The organism is Flavobacterium labens (assembly GCF_048286755.1).
In the GTDB taxonomy this organism is placed as follows: Bacteria; Bacteroidota; Bacteroidia; order Flavobacteriales; family Flavobacteriaceae; genus Flavobacterium.
Map to the genome: position 1 here is coordinate 1 of NZ_JBLVPL010000008.1, position 17,945 is coordinate 17,945.

Genomic DNA, 17,945 nt, shown 5'->3' on the forward strand with positions numbered 1-17,945 from the left:
ATGTCTAAACCAATGAATATCTTTGGAATAGTTAAGGCATCTTGTAATTGCATAATCTTCGTTTTTAGTAACTCTAAGTTATGCTTTTACATAGATGCTACAACGGATTTGGGCAATAGGCTTAATGGAAAGTTGGTTTTGTATTTGGGATGATTTTCAAATCCGAAAATAGGCCTTAATTTAGTCCCAAACCTGCTGTAGTAACAGAACGTTAGCTCTCCGAAGTCTCCCGACTTCGGAATCGTCATGAGAAAATCCAAATAAGAAATATCTGCAGACTATTTAAAACCAACCAAAAAAACAGAATAATACATGAAAAAAATAATGCTACTCCTTGCCTATTTTACTTTTAGTAATTTTACTTATTCCCAAGTTGACAAAGTGGATAATGCTATTAAAGACTTGATGCAAAAAAACAAAATTGTTGGTTTGCAATTAGCAGTAATTAAAGATAATGTGATTGTTAAAACAAGTCATTACGGCTTAGCATCAGTCGAAGATTCAATTGCGGTTGATAGCCAGACTGTTTTTAGCATTAATTCTATTACTAAGGCATTTACTGGAGTTGCGGTTATGCAATTAGTAGAAAATGGCACATTAAATCTGGACGAACCTATTTCAAAATATTTGGATAAGCTTCCTAAAACTTGGCAAAATATTACCGTAAAACAAATAGTAACTCATCAATCAGGACTACCTGAAATTTGGGATTCACAAGGAAATATGTTGTCTGAAAATAGTGAGACTTTATTTCAAAAAATAAAAGAATTACCTCTTGTTTTTAAACCTGGTAAAGAATTTAGAGACAGTCAAGCAAATTATCTGCTGCTTGGAATGCTTATTGAAAAAATAAGTGGACAGCCATTTGAACAATTCATTACAGAAAACCAGTATAAAAAAGCGAGAATGAAGAACTCCATCAAAGCTGGAATAGGCGATTTTTACAACATAATTAAGCACTCCGCAAAGCCGTATTCTTATTTTAGAAATAATATTCTAACCAATGTGTATCAACCAATGCCTTCAAATTTATTTCCTGCAGGTGGAATCTATTCAACAGCAACTGAAATGGCACAATGGGTAATCGCATTACAAAGTAATCAATTAATTAATGCTGAAAATCTAAATACGCTTTGGACTCCAATTCGATTAGAAAATGGAGAAATATATCAAGAAGACGGTTTTCTGAATCAAAGTTCGATTGGTTTTTACTCCTCTTCAAGAGTTAAAAACCCTGTAATTGCCTCTCTCGGTGGAAATAGAAATGCTTTGTACATTTATCCAAAAGATAATGTTTCAGTAGTGATTTTGACGAATTTAGTAGGTTCTCGTCCAGAAAATTTCATCGAAGAAATAGCAAATTTATACCTAACAGAATAGAAATAACAATACTGCCAAGCGTCCCGCTCGTGAACACGAACATAAGCAAGCAGCTTATTGAGAAATATCAAAAAGGGCTCTAACTATTATAATTTCAACACAATAAAGATGAGAATATTTAAACCAACCCATAAATTGCTGACTGTAATATTCACTTTATTTACACTTTCCTTTAGCACAAATACTGTGGCTCAGAAAAAAATTCAAATGGTAAGATTGGCAAAAATTAAAGTTGATCCGTTGCAATTGGACAATTATAATATTGCGTTAAAAGAACAAATGACTAATGCAGTTCGTCTTGAACCAGGAGTGTTAACGTATTACGCCGTTGCTGACAAAACCGAACCATCACACATCACAATACCTGAAATATATGCTGATACAACGGCATACAAATCTCATATAGAAACAACTCATTTTAAGAAATATAAGGAGACAGTTAAAGATATGGTTAAATCTTTGGAACTTGTAGATGTAACTCTAATTGGCTCGGCTAATAAGATGAAAAAATGACCTTCCCAAATAATTAAAGAATATACACTAAAACAACTTGTATATTCTGTGAATTGGAATCATCACACCTTGTTTTAACATCACATTTTTGTCTGTAACGCCCCAAACGGTAGTATCTACTATTTTTTTGGATTCATCATCTTCAAAGAAAATTTTAATTTTTGAATGTTCTAAATTTCCCAATGATAAAGCCCTATTGATATCGCTTATTCTGGTTTTTATTTCGTCAACATCGTCAAGAACATCTGTTGTCGGAAATTTAAGAAGAGCGATGTCTTCTTTATCGATGATTGTGAATTCATCTGTCATAATGGTGAAAATTTAATGAATACTAAATTACTTGTATTGTAGTAAAACTTAACCCGTTTTATTAGCCATAATACCTATACAAAAATAAAACCTCCTTGACTTTGTTAATGCCAATTTTATATTAATTTTTTCTTTGGCTTAATTCCTAAAAATTCAATACAATGAACCTACAGACAATTTAAAACCTAAAAAACGCATTGCCTCTATTTTCTACTCTTTATAAAATTCACTATTTTTGCAATCTAAAATTTTAGTCATGCCAAACAAAAAATACAAAATAGCGGTCATTCAATTGAATCTTAATGATATTGCCGAAAACAACTTAAAAAAATGTATCAGTTGGGTTCGTGATGCCGCCAACCTTGGTGCCGAAGTGATTTCGTTGCCGGAATTATACAGCAGTCATTATTTTTGTCAAAGCGAAGATGTAGATAATTTTGCTTTGGCAGAACCATTGTACAGTACTTCGTTTATTGCTTTTAGCGCTTTGGCAAAAGAGTTAGGCGTGGTGATTATTGTTCCTTTCTTCGAAAAAAGAATGGCAGGAATTTACCATAATAGTGCGTACATCATTGACACAGACGGTTCAGAAGCAGGATTGTACCGCAAAATGCACATTCCGGACGATCCACATTTTTATGAAAAATTCTATTTCACGCCTGGCGATTTAGGTTTTAAAACAATACCAACCAAAAAAGGAAAAGTAGGAACTTTAATTTGTTGGGATCAATGGTATCCTGAAGCAGCACGTTTGACTGCTTTACAAGGTGCTGAAGTGTTGTTTTACCCAACAGCAATTGGATGGCATCCACAAGAAAAAGAGCAGTACGGTGAAAACCAACATGGTGCTTGGATGAGTGTTATGAAAGGTCACGCAGTTGCAAATGGCGTATATGTTGCTGCAGCAAACAGAATTGGTTTAGAGCAATATTTACCTGATACGGCGGGAATTCAGTTTTGGGGATCTTCGTTTATAGCGGGACCACAAGGTGAAATTTTGGCGCAAGCCTCACACGACAAAGAAGAAATCCTGATTGCCGAAGTAGATTTAGACTTACAAGAAAATGTGCGTCAAAACTGGCCGTTTTTTAGAGATAGAAGAATAGACGCTTTTGGTGATATTACCAAAAGGGCGATTGACTAAATCGTCTTTCGATAATAAAAAAATCCCTGCTGAGAAATAATTCTAAGCAGGGATTTTTATTTAAAGTAAACTTCTAAATCTAATTCAAATCCGGTTGAAATATTTTAACGACACCATCGCCTTCGCTACTTACCACAACTAAACTTCTTTTAGTAGGACTTTTTGAAGCTGGAATAAAAAGCAATCCTTCAGGCGCATCACCGGTTTTAAAAGTCTGTAAAAATTTTGGAGCAGCAGGATTCGAAACATCATACACCATAACGGCATCTACTCGTTCCAATCCAACAAAGAGAATCGTTTTATCGCCCATTTTAGTCACCACAACTGATTCTGGCTCTACTGATTTATCATCACTTCTGGCATCATCATAAATACCCAATTCTTGTGCTTTCTTGTCTAATTCATTTTTACTGTCGAATACTATTTCTCCTGTGTTTCCATTCCAAATTGAGAAAGAACGTGCTCCAAAAGAAACTAATTCATCAAAATCACCATCGCCGTCCGTATCACCCATTTTAGTATTGATATTCAATCTTCCCATGCTAGCTTCTGCTTTTAAAGATGCAGCATTAGGAAATACAATTGGATCCAAAATAACAGACGAACTGCTGATTCTTTTTACATCTACAAAAGCAGAATATTCTCTGGCATCTCCTTCATTTGCAGTAACAAAATAAGGGGTTTTATTGATTTCAAAATTAGTTTATAGCATCCGGTTGAAACATTCCTTTTAGTTTCCATGTATTAGCCAAAACGCCACCATCTTTATCACTGATATCGATAGCATTTTCGGCAAGATTGTAATCTTTGTAGCCTAAAGGAAATACATTCGTGATTGTTTTAGTAGCCAAATCAATTTTAGCCACTCCGTTATTTTCCTGTAAAGTCACCCAAGCCGTTTTTGAATCAGCAGAAATCGTGATGTATTCCGGTTCTATATCAGAGGCAAAATTATTTGTTGGACTTGCAATTCTGAATCCTTTAGTTTTCAGTGTACTCAATTGAGTGCTAAAACTTCCGAAATTTAAAGTCGTAACCGCATAATTAGCATTAACGGCAATAATAGATACAGAACCGTCCGGATCTATTGAATATGTATCATTTGGTTCTCCTTCATTAGCAGTCATGATATAATTCCCGTCAGGAGAAAATGTAATCATGTCCGGCAAAGCACCAACCGTAATTTCTTTGATTACACTGTAATTAGCGGTATCAAAAACAACCACTTTTCCGGCATCTTGCTTATTTGGCTTTGCTTCTAATGCCACTGCTAACTTTCCATTATAGGTAGCAACACTATTTGAAGCTCCATTAAACGGAGTTAAATCGATACTTGTTAGAAAAACCGGACTGGATGGATTAGACAAATCAATAACATCAATCCTGTTCGTATTACTGTTGTTTACAGTAAATAATTTTTTAGAAACTTCATCATAAGCACTTATTTCAGCAGCTCCGGCGCCTCCAATAGTTATCGAACCAATTTCTTTGAAAGTTGCTACATTTTCATTTACAACCAACTCAGGAGATTCTTCCTTATTAGAGTCATTTTCGCAACTTGACAAAACCATAATTGCCGCTAATAGTGTAATACCATATTTTTTCATAACTGTATTTTTAATTTTTTCAAAAATAACTAGCTGAAGCCCGACAAGAATTAACTCAATATTATATAATCATTACCAAAACTATTCTTATAAAATTTATGAAATGTCCGAAATGAATGGTTACCAACTATTTTAAAATCCTATTGAATGTTTATATTTGTAGTCTTTAAAATTAGAAACGCTGTATGACTACAAATAATAGAAGATTCCCTGCCGAATGGGAAAAGCAACAAGGGATTTTACTGTGTTTTCCTCACAACGGAAAAGACTGGCCAGGAAAATACGATGCGGTTCAATGGGCTTTTGTCGAATTCATTAAAAAAGTGGCTACTTTCGAAACTGTATTTTTAGTGGTTGCCGATGAAAACCAAAAAGAAAAAGTCAATACGATGCTGGAAACGGCTCATGTTACGCTAACAAATATTTCTTACATCATTCATAAAACCAATAGAAGTTGGATGCGTGATTCGGGTCCGATTATTGTAAAAAACGGAACCGAAAGAGAAGCTTTGAACTTTAATTTTAATGGTTGGGCCAAGTATAAAAACATTCAATTAGACAAATTTGTACCTGCGAAAGTGGGTGAATTCTTGAATATTCCTTTGACTCAAGTTATGTACAAAGGAAAACCGGTAATTGTAGAAGGCGGAGCGATTGACAGTAACGGTCGTGGAACTTTATTGACATCAGAAGAATGTTTGATGCATCCCGATATTCAGGTTCGGAATCCAAATTTCACCAAAGCAGATTACGAAGCGGTTTTCAAGGAATACCTTGGAATTACAAATGTGATTTGGCTAGGTGACGGAATTGAAGGAGATGATACTCACGGTCATATTGATGATTTATGCCGATTTGTAAATGAAGATACGATTGTGACAATTGTAGAAACTGATCCAACAGATAACAACTACAAACCATTACAAGACAATTTAAAACGCTTGCAAAACGCAAAACTGGAAAATGGAAAATCACCTGTAATTGTAGTTTTACCGATGCCAAAACGTTTGGAATTTGATGGTTTGCGATTACCAGCGAGTTACGCTAATTTCCTAATTTTGAACAATTGTGTTTTGGTTCCTACTTTTAACGACAGTAATGACCGAAAAGCGTTGAACATCCTTGCAGAATGTTTTCCTGACAGAGAAATCATCGGGATTAGCGCTACAGATTTTATTTGGGGTTTTGGAACATTACATTGCCTAAGCCAACAAATTCCGGAGTAGCTTTAGAAAAAAAATAGATCACATAAAAAAAGACTTGTAACAATAATTGCTACAAGTCTTTTTTATTTTATTATGCCAAAATACTATTTATCTCTGGTAAAGGGTATTTTTTGTCCTTCAGGTATAATCATATCAAATCCGTTTAGGCTGTCATTAAATTCAAATTTAAGCCCAGCTTGTTTCGATTCAAAACTGTTTTTTCCTGTTGATTCTACTGTGAAACTCGGATAATTTGTTATCAAAACATTTAACACACCATTTTTCTCTGAAAAAGTAATTTTAAGTGGCGCCATTTTAGTTGAAAACGTTCCTAAATAGCCATCCAGAATTACATCTTTTTCAATCAAACCTTTATCTGCAGTCCAAGTGTTATTTGCTGTATTGGTATCCGGTAAAACATGATCAGGATCTATTGTAATGCTCTCAATTTCTTCTGTAGAATTGTGTTTAAATGACCAAGCTTTGTTTCTTTGCCAAACTTCAACTGGTAACTTAACACGAGTTAGTTGCCCGCTTTTCGTTTTTACGTCTAAACTTACCGGCATTGCCATTTTTTCTAAGTTTTCAATCGAAATTACAACTCCTTGTTTTGGATCATTTTTAACGTATTTTATCGAATTAATTCCTTGGTCTAATCGCCAATTGTATTGGAACCAACCTCTCCAAAACCAACTCAAATCTTCTCCAGCAACATTTTCGATTGTCCTAAAGAAATCGTCCGGTTGCGGATGTTTGTATGCCCAACGCTCTACATAGGTTTTCAAAGCTAAATCAAAACGCTCCGGTCCAAGAACTTGTTCACGCAAAATCACTAATCCAGAACTTGGTTTAGAATACGCCAAAAGACCAATGTTGCGCTCCTTCATGTTATCTGGAGAACTCATAATAGTCTCTAGATTTGGGCTAGTGTACACTTCTGCTCTTTGCTGCATATCCACTGGCTTTTCTTTGTATTCGCCATTATTAAAATCTACTGAGCTCAATGAATTAATAAAAGTATTAAAACCTTCATCCATCCAAGCAAACATTCTTTCGTTTGACCCAACAATCATAGGAAACCAAATGTGTCCAAATTCATGATCTGTAACGCCCCATAAATCCTCGCCTTTAGACTCCCAGCTACAAAAAACAATTCCTGGATATTCCATCCCACCTTCGTTTCCGGCAACATTCGTAGCCGCTGGGTACGGATATTCTAACCATCTTTTAGAATAATTTTCTATAGAGGCTTTCGTGTATTCAGTTGAACGTCCCCAAGCTAAGTCTCCTGCACTTTCAACCGGATAAACGGAAACAGCTAATGATTTTTTACCGCTTGGCAAATTGATTTTTGCTGCGTCTAAAATAAATGCCGCTGATGATGACCAAGAAAAATCACGGGCATTTTTAATTTTATAATTCCATGTTTTAGTAGTTGCGGAAACAATTTTTGATGAATTTTCAACTTCGGCAGCTGTACGGATAAAAACCGTTTTATCACTTTGTTTTGCTTGTGCTAATCTACTTTGCTCCACAGTAGAATAAACTGCTGTAGGATTTAGTAATTCGCCTGATGCAACCACAATATGATTCGATGGCGCTGTAATGCTCACATCAAATTCACCATATTCTAAGTAAAATTCCGAAGCTCCTAAATACGGATTCGTATTCCAACCTCGTACATCATCATACACACACATACGCGGATACCATTGTGCTATCGTGAAAATCTTACCATTTTTAGTTTCTAAAACTCCCATTCTATCTGATCCTTCAAATGGTGCTATAAACGAAAAGTCGATTTTTATTTTAACAGAACCACCTTTTGCATTTAATCCCTGCGGAAGAAAAACCTGCATTCTAGTATCAGTAATAACATATTTTGCAGTAGTTTCAGTAGCGACTCCTTTTAAAGTTGTGATAACTTTCACCGATTTTATCTTATGACCGCCATCAAAAACTTGGCCTTGAGCCCCATTTCGGCTTCCTGTCAAAGGTACAACTGCATTTCCACGGGAATCTGCTTTGAATAAATTCTGATCTAAATTCATCCAAACAAAAGCCAATTTATCAGGACTGTTGTTCGTGTAGGTGATGATTCCTGTTCCAGAAATTTCGTTGTTTTTATCATCCAGTTTTGCCGTTAATTTATAATCGGCACTGTTTTGCCAATATTCAGCTCCAGGTTGCCCACTTGCTGAACGTGTACTTGTTCCATTTTTAGAGTAAAAATGTGGAGCAAAAGCATCATGATAATCGTATTTTGAAACTGCATTACCGGATGCATTTGTTGGGGTTTGTTGCGCCGAAACGGACGTAACTCCCAATAATAAAGTCAGATGTAAGATGACTCCGAAGCGAATATTTTTCATTTTCTTATGATTTATATCACAAATTAATGAAAAAAAAGAGGATTTTAAACTATTAAGAAAGAATTGATTCCATTTAATTTAAATAAAATCAAGCTTAAACCTAATTAGAATTAAAAATTATAAAATATATTTACCATACAAAATCAATTTTTTAAATTAACGAAGACCAATTTTGACAACTACAATAAAAAACTCAATACTAACCGCTGAAATCAAACATTTTGGCGCTGAATTAATTTCCTTAAAAACAAATCAAAATAAAGAATACATCTGGGAAGGAAATTCAGACTTTTGGGGTAAGCACTCTCCTATTTTGTTCCCAATTGTTGGGACTTTAAAAGATAATTCCTTTGATTATAATGGAATGGAATATCATTTATCGCGACATGGATTTGCCAGAGATATGGAATTTGAGTTAATTGATTCGACAGAAAATAGTGCAACTTTCTCGATACAATCTTCTGAAGAAACAGTAAAAGTATATCCTTTTGAATTTGAATTACAGCTGATTTATACATTAGAGGAAAATAATTTATCAATTGCATATAAAGTAATTAATAAAGGAAAATCTACGATGCCGTTTTCTATTGGTGCGCATCCTGCTTTTGCTTTGCCAAATCACTTTGAGAATTATGCAATAGCTTTCGAAAAAGAAGAATCTTTAGAATATTATCTTTTGGAAGATGATTTAATTTCAAATAAAACGAAGAAATTAGACGTTACTAATAAAAAGATTCCGTTGACCTATGAATTGTTCGAAAATGACGCTTTGATATTCAAAACATTACAATCCAATTCGTTGACTATTTTAGAAAATGAAAATTCAATTTTAAGAGTACATTTTGAGGATTTTCCAAGTTTAGGAATTTGGACAAAAATGAATGCGCCTTTTCTTTGTATTGAACCTTGGTTTGGTTATTCGGATACCAATGAAAATTCTGGAAATCTATTCGAAAAAGAAGGTATTCAAGTTTTAGAATCCAATGCAACTTTCCATTCAAAATTCAGTATTGAAATCCTTTAATTAAAAAATGTAAATATGTTAACTATAAATTTCAGTCCATTTCCAAATTTAGAAACCGAACGCTTGCTTTTAAGAAGATTAGATTCTAATGATATAAAGGAGATTTTCGCGTTGCGATCCAATCCGGAAACGATGAAATATATTCCAAGACCTTTAGTAAAAACAGATGAAGACGCCTTGGAACATATCGCCATGATTGACAGCAAAATAGATAGTAATGAAGGTATCAATTGGGCGATTACGTTGAAAAACAATTCCAAACTGATTGGAATCATTGGTCATTACAGAATAAAACCCGAACATTATCGCGCAGAATTAGGTTATATGCTACTTCCGGAATATCATGGAAAAGGAATTGTTTCCGAAGCGGTCAAAGAAGCTATAAAGTATGGATTTCAAGTAATGAAATTACATTCACTAGAAGCAATAATTGACCCGGACAACCATGCTTCAGCAAAAGTTTTAGAAAAAAATGGCTTTGTTAAAGAGGCTCATTTAAAAGAAAATGAATTTTATGAAGGGCGATTTTTAGATACAATAATTTATTCTATTTTAAACAAATAGTGTTTATTCCTGTCTTCCTCCATAATGTTAAAATACGTTTAAACTGACAATATTGACTTTAAACATAAAAGGCAATCAAACATTAATAGCTATATTTGCGCCTGTTTTTAGTCAATATTTGACTAAAAAAGTAGAAACCATTCTTTATGAAAAAATTATTTATCGCCACATTTTTGTTCTTTTCTTTTTTATCACAAAGTCAAACTTATATAAAAGCAAATGTATTTACTACTTTATTAACCGTTCCAAATGTTGGTGTTGAAACCAGTATTGGAGAAAAATCTACATTACAATTTGATGTTTTGGGTTCTTTTTGGAAATCAATAAATGGCAACCCTCGAGAATTTTATACTTTCACCTCTGAATATAGATATCATTTTAAAGAAAAACACAATGGTTTTTATGCAGGTGCGCATATTGGTTCTAGTGCTTTTAATTTTCAAAAATGGAACTACATAAATACTGATAAATATGAAAAAGGTTTTGGATATTTCATAGGTTCAACTATTGGATATCAAGTAAAAATCAATGACAAATTTATGTTGGATTGTTTCTTAGGTGGCGGTTGGCATCAAGGTTTTTATAAAGGCTATAGTGTAACTACAGGCGAGCGTTATGACGTGGCTAAAGAGTATAACAAAAGTGGTGAATGGTTTCCTTATAGAGGCGGTGTAATGGTTTCTTATAAGTTAAACTAGATTTATTTGGGTAATTTAGCTGCTGTTTTTATATACAAATCTTCCACTTGCTTTCTTGCCCAATCCGTTTTTCTTAAAAAAGTCAAACTAGATTTTATGCTTGGATTATCTGTAAAACATTTAATTTTTATCAATTCTCCTAATGTATCAAATCCGTAATGATCTACTAATCGTTCAACGATTCTTTGAAGCGTAATTCCGTGAAGCGGATCTTTCGATTTTGAGTTTTCCATTTTGCAAATATATTAAAATCGTAAATACTAATTTTTAAATTTATTAAAATGAAAAAGTATCTAATAATAATCGCTTTATTTGTTTTACAAATTAGTTTTGGACAACAAAGTACAACCACATATTACTTCATACGTCACGCTGAAAAAGTAGATAATTCTCAAAATCCTGATTTATCTGAAATTGGTCTTGAAAGAGCTAATCTTTGGAATAAAATATTCTCTGAAATTAGTTTTGATGAAATATACTCAACAGATTATAAAAGAACAATCCAAACTGCAACTCCTACTGCTACAACTAAGAAGATTCAAATTAAACTATATAACCCAAAGACTATAGCAATTGAATCTTTCCAAAAAGAAACGCTCGGTAAAAAAGTTTTAATCATTGGTCATAGTAATACCACACCTAATTTTGTTAATCAAATTATTAATCAAAAGATATATGCAGATATTGAAGATACTACTTTTGGTAATCTTTATATAGTAACTATAAATGGTGAAACAATTACACACCAACTTCTGAAATTGCCATAAGTTATTGCTAAACCTTTAATTTTTGCTACATTTGCATTATGCTAAAAACAATAAACATATTAAACAAAAGAGCTCGATTTGACTATGAAATAATCGAGACTTTCACTGCTGGAATTGTTTTAGCCGGTACCGAGATTAAATCTATTCGATTAGGGAAAGCAAATATTACAGAAAGTTTTTGTGAATTCAGTAATAATGAACTTTTTGCAATAAATACTTACATTGAAGAATACACTTTTGGTAATCAATTTAACCACAAGGCTAGAAGTGAACGTAAATTACTTTTAAATAAAAGAGAGCTAAAAAGCTTAGCAAGAAGCGTTCAAGCGAAAGGATTGACAATAGTCCCTTTGAAATTATTTACCAATGAAAAAGGAATAGCTAAACTTCAGATTGGCCTTTGTAAAGGAAAGAAAACCTATGATAAGCGCGAATCTCTTAAAGAACAGGATACCAAACGCGATCTAGACAGAATCAAAAAATCATTTTAAATTAAAAGAAAATTGAAATAAATTATTTTTTACATTAAAAAAATGACTAAATTTGTCAAGACAATTACAAACATTTTTTAAAAATGAAAACACTACTCAAAAATGCAAGAGAACAAAAAGGACTCAAAACTAGAGAAGTGGCACAACTTTTAGGAATTGACCAAGCCTTAATCAGTAAGTTTGAAAGTGGAACCAGAAAACCCACTAGAGAGCAAATTATAAAATTAGCATCTCTACTAGAAATAGATTTAGAGACAATAATGGTTGCTTGGCTTAAAGAAAAAATTCTTTATGAAATTGGTCAGGATGAATTTGCTTTAAAAGCATTATTAGTTGCGGAGCAAGAATTAAGATATCAAAGCAAACCATCCAAGAAAAAACTATCTACTACACTTCAAAAAATTCTTGATGAAATAGATATTTTAAAAACAAAACTGGATAGTTTTCGTCAGTTTGATAGTTACCGCATTGCTCAGGCTCTAGAACTGGAATATACTTTTGAAAGTAACCGTATCGAAGGCAATACTATGACGTTGCGTGAAACTGATTTGGTTATCAACGAAGGTTTAACGATTTCCGGAAAAAGTATGCGGGAACATCTTGAAGTGATTAATCATCAAGAAGCGATTGCCTACATCAAAGATTTAATGCAAAGAAATAGTTCCATAAATGAACGCGAAGTACTGTCTATTCATAATCTTATTTTGAGGGGTATCCACCCTGAAGATGCGGGTCGTTATAGAAAAGTACAAGTGATGATTCAAGGAAGTAGCCACATGCCACCACAACCTTTTTTAGTAGCTAAGGAAATGGAAGATTTTTTTATTTGGTACGAAAGTAATAAATCAACGCTTCACCCGATAATTTTAGCTGCTGAAATGCACGAACGTTTAGTGACAATCCACCCATTTATTGATGGAAACGGCAGAACTTCACGTTTAGTAATGAATCTAGTTTTGTTGCAACATGGCTATATCATCGCTAATATAAAAGGTGACTATGAAAATAGAATGCGCTATTATCAATCGCTGGAAACAGCGCAAACTAAAAATAATAAAGAAGATTTTTTGTTATTCATTGCTCAAATAGAAAAAGAAAGCCTAGAACGGTATTTAAATATTATTGGTCAATAAAAAACCCGTCTCGTTATTTTAAGCGAGACGGGTTTTATTTAATTTTTATCTTCTAATAAAGGAACGAATCGAAACTCACCAAACTCATGTTTTTCGAATTGAGTTTCATTTTTCCTGATTAGCAAAGTCATGATTTGTACCTCTTCGCCTAATGGAATGACTAACCTTCCTCCTATTTTTAGCTGCGCCATCAATGGCTGTGGAATAAATGGAGCTCCTGCAGTTACGATAATACTATCAAAAGGAGCATAACCTTGCAATCCTTTGTATCCATCTCCAAAAGAAAGATGTTTGGGACGAATATTCAGTTTTGGAAATAAAATAGAAGTTTGCTTAAACAATTCTTTTTGTCTTTCAACGCTAAATACTTTGGCTCCTAACAAACATAAAACAGCTGTTTGATATCCAGAGCCTGTTCCTATTTCTAAAATTTTATGCTCTTTTTTTACTTCTAATAATTGAGATTGAAAAGCTACAGTGTATGGTTGCGATATCGTTTGACCTGCACCAATGGGAAATGCTTTATCTTGATAGGCATAATCTTCAAAACTGGAATTCAAAAATAAATGTCTTGGAATCTTTTTTATCGCCTCCAAAACACTTTTATCAGTAATCCCCTTTTGCTCTAAAACGCTTACTAATTGATTCCGAAGTCCTTGATGCTTGGCTGTGTCTTTCAAAATTTACTATTTTATTTTGGTAAAAATAGAAAAGAATTTCTGAATTCAAATGTTGGATTTTAAATTTTAAATTAACTGAATAATTGTCTCATATCAATAATAGATTAATCATTTTATTGCTATTTTTGTAAAAATTACATCGTTATGCTGAAAATTGGAGTATTAGGTGCTGGTCATCTAGGAAAAATACATTTGCGTTTATTACAACAATCTGATAAATATGAATTAGTTGGTTTTTATGACCCAAATCAAGAGAATGCCGAGAAGGTTTCTAAAGAATTTGGTTATAAACATTTTAGCACAATTGCAACTCTTATTCATGCAGTTGACGTAATTGATATTGTAACACCAACTCTCTCTCACTACAAATGTGCCAAAGTAGCCATCAAATCCGGCAAGCATGTTTTTATTGAAAAACCCATTTCAAATACGGTAGAAGAAGCCGAAGAAATTATTGCTTTGGCCAAAGAATATAATGTAAAAGGTCAAGTTGGGCATGTAGAACGTTTCAATCCGGCATTCATCGCTACTAAAAACATGATTGAAAACCCTATGTTTATTGAAACCCATCGTCTTGCTGAATTCAATCCTCGTGGAACAGATGTTCCTGTAGTCTTGGATTTGATGATTCATGACATTGATGCTATTTTGAGCGTAGTAAAATCCAAAGTAAAAAATATTAGTGCAAGCGGGGTTTCAGTAATTAGTGATACACCGGATATTGCCAATGCCAGAATAGAATTCGAAAATGGTTGCGTTGCCAATTTAACTGCAAGCCGAATCTCGATGAAAAATATGCGTAAGTCTCGTTTTTTTCAGAAAGACGCATACATTTCAGTAGATTTCTTAGAAAAGAAATGTGAAGTGGTAAAAATGAAAGATGCTCCGGAAGTTCCTGGTGACTTTGATATGATTTTACAAAATGCCGAAGGTGTAAAAAAACAAATTTACTTCTCCAATCCAGATGTAGAACAAAATAACGCAATTCTTGACGAATTGGAATCTTTTGCAGATGCAATAATCAATGATAAAGAACCTGTTGTTACATTGGAACAAGCAACTGAAGCACTAAGAGTAGCGTATCAAATTATTGATTGCTTCAAAAAGTAATCTTTAAATCATAAAAATCAAAATATTTTAATCCAAAATAAGAATGAAAACAATAGCCGTAATCGGAGCAGGAACAATGGGAAATGGAATCGCCCATACCTTTGCACAAAGTGGTTTTACCGTAAAATTAATAGATGTTTCAGAGAAATCATTAGATAAAGGAATGGCAACCATCGCAGCTAATTTAGACCGAATGATTGCAAAAGGGAGCATCACACAAGAAGACAAAGCTAAAACGATCACCAATATTATCACTTATACAGATATTAAAGATGGTGTTGTAGGTGTTGATTTAGTAGTTGAAGCTGCGACTGAAAATGTAGAATTAAAACTAAACATTTTCAAGCAATTGAATGAAGCTTGTTCTCATAATACGATTTTGGCAACCAATACTTCTTCCATTTCAATTACTCAAATTGGAGCTGTTGTGGCACATCCAGAACGTGTTATCGGTATGCATTTTATGAATCCGGTGCCAATTATGAAATTAGTAGAAATCATTCGTGGTTACAACACAAGCGACGAAGTGACGAAAACAATCATGACTCTTTCGGAGAAATTAGGAAAAACGCCTGTTGAAGTCAACGATTATCCTGGTTTTGTTGCCAATAGAATTTTGATGCCAATGATCAACGAAGCTATCGAAACCTTATACAACAAAGTAGCTGGTGTTTATGAAATTGACACTGTTATGAAACTTGGTATGGGACACCCAATGGGGCCTTTACAATTAGCAGATTTCATTGGTCTTGACGTATGTTTAGCTATTTTAAATGTAATGCATGACGGTTTCAAAAATCCAAAATATGCTCCTTGCCCGTTATTGGTAAATATGGTTCGTGCAGGAAAAATGGGGGTTAAATCAGGTGAAGGTTTCTATGATTATTCTGAAAGCAAAAAAGCAGAGAAGATTTCTAAACAATTTATATAGTCATAATAGTCAAAAGTCGAGAGTATAAAGTTAATTACTTTAAACTCTCGACTTTTGGCTTTTAACTTTTGACATAATTATGGCTAAAATAGTTCCTTTCAAAGCAGTTCGTCCTACTCGTGATAAGGTTTGTCTCGTCACTTGTCGTTCTTATGAAGAATATGTAAATGCTGAATTAGCAGCACAATTGGATTTCAATCCATTATCTTTTTTGCATATTCTAAAACCAGCTTATACCAATCAGGAAAGCGTTTCTTTTGAAAAAAGATATCGACAAGTACATCAAAAATACGAGGATTTCAAAAATGAAATCATTTTAGTAAAAGATAAAAAACCTGCTATTTATATTCATAAAATTGTTACTAAAACACATTCATTCACAGGGATTATTGCAGGAACAAGTGTAGCAGATTATTGTAATGATATCATCAAAAAGCATGAAGATATTATTGCTTTTAGAGTCCGATTACTCAAAGACTACATGAAATATTCAGAGTTCAATACTGAACCTGTTTTAATGACATATCCAGATAATAAAACCATAGAAAACTGGATTTTTAATTGTACCCAAAAATTAGCTGATTTTGAATTTTCAACCACAAAAAAAGAGATTCATTATCTATGGAAAATTGAAGATGGATTAGAAATCAATTGGCTTCAAAATATATTTGAAAAAACAAACAATCTTTATATCGCTGACGGTCATCATCGTACCGAAGCACTCAGATTATTATCTGAGGAAAATGATGATCCAGAAAACACTGCAAAAAATCATATTCTGAGCTATTTAATTTCTGAAAATAACGTCAAAATATATGAATTCAATCGTTTAGTAAAAGATTTAAACGGTTTATCAAAAGAAGATTTCATCAAAGAATTAGAAAAGGATTTTATTCTTGAAAACAAATTCCAACAACCTTTTCAGCCTTCTCAAAAGCACCAATTCGGAATGTATCTGGATAATGCCTTTTATAGCTTAATTTTACGAAAAGAAAATGAAGTTTTCAAAACTGCTTTGGATAGTTTAGACACACAAATTTTATACAAAAAAGTGTTACTGCCTATTCTTGCCATTGAAGATTTACGTAATGATGAGCGAATAGAATACCTTTCAGGAAAACAATCCGTATTGGAAGTAAAAAACAAAATTGATCAAGGAGAATTTGAAATCGGTTTTATTCTATTTCCATCAAATATTGGAGAAATAAAAGCCTTGGCTGATGCCAATTTGATAATGCCTCCAAAAAGTACGTATATTGAACCAAAGTTTAGAAGCGGATTAGTCGTTTATGAACTTTAGGTATTGATAACGATTTAAAATCAAAACATTAAAATGTCAATAAAAAATAATTTACTCAATATAAAAGCTACATTACCGGAACATGTAACCCTAGTTGCGGTTTCTAAAACCAAACCTGTTTCAGATTTAATGGAAGCTTATGAAGCTGGTCAACGCATTTTTGGAGAAAACAAAATCCAGGAAATGTCGGAGAAATGGGAACAAATGCCCAAAGACATTCAATGGCACATGATAGGTCACGTTCAGACTAATAAAGTCAAATTTATGGCACCATTTGTGAGCTTGATTCACGGTGTAGATAGTTTGAAATTATTACAGGAAATCAATAAGCAAGCACTAAAAAACAATAGAATTATCGATTGCTTACTACAAATTTATATTGCGGATGAGGAAACTAAATTTGGATTAGATGATGAAGAACTTGCTTCACTCCTATCCTCGAGTGAATTTCATGAAATGAAAAACATTAGAATCGTTGGATTAATGGGAATGGCTACTTTTACAGACAATAAAGATCAAATCAAGAAAGAATTCCTGCATTTGAAAACAGTTTTCGAAAAAACAAAAGAACTGAAAACTGAAAATTGCCAACTAGAAATTATCTCAATGGGAATGTCCGGAGATTATCAACTTGCAATTGAATGCGGAAGCACTATGGTTCGAATAGGAAGTAGTATCTTTGGGGGACGAAATTAATTATCGATTAACGCTTTTAAC

Annotated in this window: 20 protein-coding genes; 14 read left to right on the forward strand and 6 right to left on the reverse strand. The window is 33.2% G+C overall.

Going from position 1 to position 17,945, the window contains the following annotated elements; all coding sequences use genetic code 11:
• Nucleotides 1–312: 312 nt before the first annotated feature.
• Nucleotides 313–1,380, forward strand: coding sequence for a serine hydrolase domain-containing protein (locus ACNQF8_RS14095; RefSeq protein WP_417953850.1), 1,068 nt, complete (start codon nucleotides 313–315; stop codon nucleotides 1,378–1,380).
• Nucleotides 1,381–1,587: 207 nt separating this feature from the next.
• Nucleotides 1,588–1,893, forward strand: a complete 306-nt coding sequence (locus ACNQF8_RS14100) for a putative quinol monooxygenase (RefSeq protein ID WP_417953849.1) — start codon at nucleotides 1,588–1,590, stop codon at nucleotides 1,891–1,893.
• Between the two features lie 27 nt (nucleotides 1,894–1,920).
• On the opposite strand, the gene ACNQF8_RS14105 is transcribed toward ACNQF8_RS14100, so the two are convergent.
• Nucleotides 1,921–2,202, reverse strand: a complete 282-nt coding sequence (locus ACNQF8_RS14105; RefSeq protein WP_417951432.1) for a hypothetical protein — start codon at nucleotides 2,200–2,202, stop codon at nucleotides 1,921–1,923.
• A 256-nt stretch (nucleotides 2,203–2,458) separates the two neighbouring features.
• Between ACNQF8_RS14105 and ACNQF8_RS14110 the strand changes: the two genes are divergently transcribed.
• A complete protein-coding gene (locus ACNQF8_RS14110; RefSeq protein WP_039110633.1) occupies nucleotides 2,459–3,346 on the forward strand; it encodes a carbon-nitrogen hydrolase in 888 nt (295 codons plus the stop codon).
• Nucleotides 3,347–3,425: 79 nt separating this feature from the next.
• On the opposite strand, the gene ACNQF8_RS14115 is transcribed toward ACNQF8_RS14110, so the two are convergent.
• Nucleotides 3,426–4,037, reverse strand: a complete 612-nt coding sequence (locus ACNQF8_RS14115) for a choice-of-anchor I domain-containing protein (protein ID WP_417953853.1) — start codon at nucleotides 4,035–4,037, stop codon at nucleotides 3,426–3,428.
• A gap of 7 nt (nucleotides 4,038–4,044) precedes the next feature.
• Nucleotides 4,045–4,953 (reverse strand): choice-of-anchor I domain-containing protein, encoded by a 909-nt coding sequence (locus tag ACNQF8_RS14120; protein WP_417953848.1) that lies wholly within the window; start codon nucleotides 4,951–4,953, stop codon nucleotides 4,045–4,047.
• A gap of 185 nt (nucleotides 4,954–5,138) precedes the next feature.
• On the opposite strand from ACNQF8_RS14120, the gene ACNQF8_RS14125 reads away from it, so the two are divergent.
• Complete coding sequence (locus tag ACNQF8_RS14125) at nucleotides 5,139–6,179, forward strand: agmatine deiminase family protein (protein WP_417953847.1); 1,041 nt, start codon at nucleotides 5,139–5,141, stop codon at nucleotides 6,177–6,179.
• A gap of 83 nt (nucleotides 6,180–6,262) precedes the next feature.
• On the opposite strand, the gene ACNQF8_RS14130 is transcribed toward ACNQF8_RS14125, so the two are convergent.
• The gene (locus ACNQF8_RS14130; protein WP_417951429.1) at nucleotides 6,263–8,530 is read right to left on the reverse strand and encodes a M1 family metallopeptidase; all 2,268 of its coding nucleotides are present in this window, start codon (nucleotides 8,528–8,530) and stop codon (nucleotides 6,263–6,265) included.
• Nucleotides 8,531–8,702: 172 nt separating this feature from the next.
• On the opposite strand from ACNQF8_RS14130, the gene ACNQF8_RS14135 reads away from it, so the two are divergent.
• The 3 genes from ACNQF8_RS14135 to ACNQF8_RS14145 all read left to right on the forward strand — a co-directional run bounded on the left by ACNQF8_RS14135 (nucleotide 8,703) and on the right by ACNQF8_RS14145 (nucleotide 10,816).
• Nucleotides 8,703–9,554: an aldose 1-epimerase family protein gene (locus tag ACNQF8_RS14135; RefSeq protein ID WP_417953846.1), complete on the forward strand. Its 852-nt coding sequence runs from the start codon at nucleotides 8,703–8,705 to the stop codon at nucleotides 9,552–9,554.
• Nucleotides 9,555–9,569: 15 nt separating this feature from the next.
• Nucleotides 9,570–10,118, forward strand: coding sequence for a GNAT family N-acetyltransferase (locus ACNQF8_RS14140; protein WP_417953845.1), 549 nt, complete (start codon nucleotides 9,570–9,572; stop codon nucleotides 10,116–10,118).
• Between the two features lie 146 nt (nucleotides 10,119–10,264).
• On the forward strand, nucleotides 10,265–10,816 hold the full coding sequence (locus ACNQF8_RS14145) for a DUF3575 domain-containing protein (RefSeq protein ID WP_417951426.1): 552 nt from the start codon (nucleotides 10,265–10,267) through the stop codon (nucleotides 10,814–10,816).
• A 2-nt stretch (nucleotides 10,817–10,818) separates the two neighbouring features.
• Here the strand turns inward: ACNQF8_RS14145 and ACNQF8_RS14150 are convergent, their stop codons facing one another.
• On the reverse strand, nucleotides 10,819–11,049 hold the full coding sequence (locus ACNQF8_RS14150) for a VF530 family protein (protein ID WP_417951425.1): 231 nt from the start codon (nucleotides 11,047–11,049) through the stop codon (nucleotides 10,819–10,821).
• Nucleotides 11,050–11,097: 48 nt separating this feature from the next.
• On the opposite strand from ACNQF8_RS14150, the gene ACNQF8_RS14155 reads away from it, so the two are divergent.
• The 3 genes from ACNQF8_RS14155 (at nucleotide 11,098) to ACNQF8_RS14165 (ending at nucleotide 13,207) form a co-directional block, all read left to right on the forward strand.
• Entirely contained in the window at nucleotides 11,098–11,583 is a 486-nt protein-coding gene (locus ACNQF8_RS14155) for a histidine phosphatase family protein (protein WP_315210581.1), read from the forward strand.
• Between the two features lie 38 nt (nucleotides 11,584–11,621).
• Entirely contained in the window at nucleotides 11,622–12,074 is a 453-nt protein-coding gene (gene smpB, locus ACNQF8_RS14160) for an SsrA-binding protein SmpB (protein ID WP_417953844.1), read from the forward strand.
• An 83-nt stretch (nucleotides 12,075–12,157) separates the two neighbouring features.
• A complete protein-coding gene (locus tag ACNQF8_RS14165; RefSeq protein WP_417951423.1) occupies nucleotides 12,158–13,207 on the forward strand; it encodes a Fic family protein in 1,050 nt (349 codons plus the stop codon).
• 38 nt (nucleotides 13,208–13,245) lie between these two features.
• On the opposite strand, the gene ACNQF8_RS14170 is transcribed toward ACNQF8_RS14165, so the two are convergent.
• Nucleotides 13,246–13,887, reverse strand: a complete 642-nt coding sequence (locus tag ACNQF8_RS14170) for a protein-L-isoaspartate(D-aspartate) O-methyltransferase (protein ID WP_417951422.1) — start codon at nucleotides 13,885–13,887, stop codon at nucleotides 13,246–13,248.
• A 144-nt stretch (nucleotides 13,888–14,031) separates the two neighbouring features.
• On the opposite strand from ACNQF8_RS14170, the gene ACNQF8_RS14175 reads away from it, so the two are divergent.
• The 4 genes from ACNQF8_RS14175 (at nucleotide 14,032) to ACNQF8_RS14190 (ending at nucleotide 17,924) form a co-directional block, all read left to right on the forward strand.
• The gene (locus ACNQF8_RS14175; protein ID WP_417951421.1) at nucleotides 14,032–14,997 is read left to right on the forward strand and encodes a Gfo/Idh/MocA family protein; all 966 of its coding nucleotides are present in this window, start codon (nucleotides 14,032–14,034) and stop codon (nucleotides 14,995–14,997) included.
• A 43-nt stretch (nucleotides 14,998–15,040) separates the two neighbouring features.
• Nucleotides 15,041–15,928 carry a 3-hydroxyacyl-CoA dehydrogenase family protein gene (locus ACNQF8_RS14180; protein WP_417951420.1) on the forward strand — a complete coding sequence of 296 codons (888 nt, stop codon included), beginning with the start codon at nucleotides 15,041–15,043 and terminating at the stop codon, nucleotides 15,926–15,928.
• A gap of 79 nt (nucleotides 15,929–16,007) precedes the next feature.
• The gene (locus ACNQF8_RS14185; RefSeq protein WP_417951419.1) at nucleotides 16,008–17,228 is read left to right on the forward strand and encodes a DUF1015 domain-containing protein; all 1,221 of its coding nucleotides are present in this window, start codon (nucleotides 16,008–16,010) and stop codon (nucleotides 17,226–17,228) included.
• 33 nt (nucleotides 17,229–17,261) lie between these two features.
• On the forward strand, nucleotides 17,262–17,924 hold the full coding sequence (locus ACNQF8_RS14190) for a YggS family pyridoxal phosphate-dependent enzyme (protein ID WP_417951418.1): 663 nt from the start codon (nucleotides 17,262–17,264) through the stop codon (nucleotides 17,922–17,924).
• The last annotated feature ends 21 nt before the right edge of the window (nucleotides 17,925–17,945 follow it).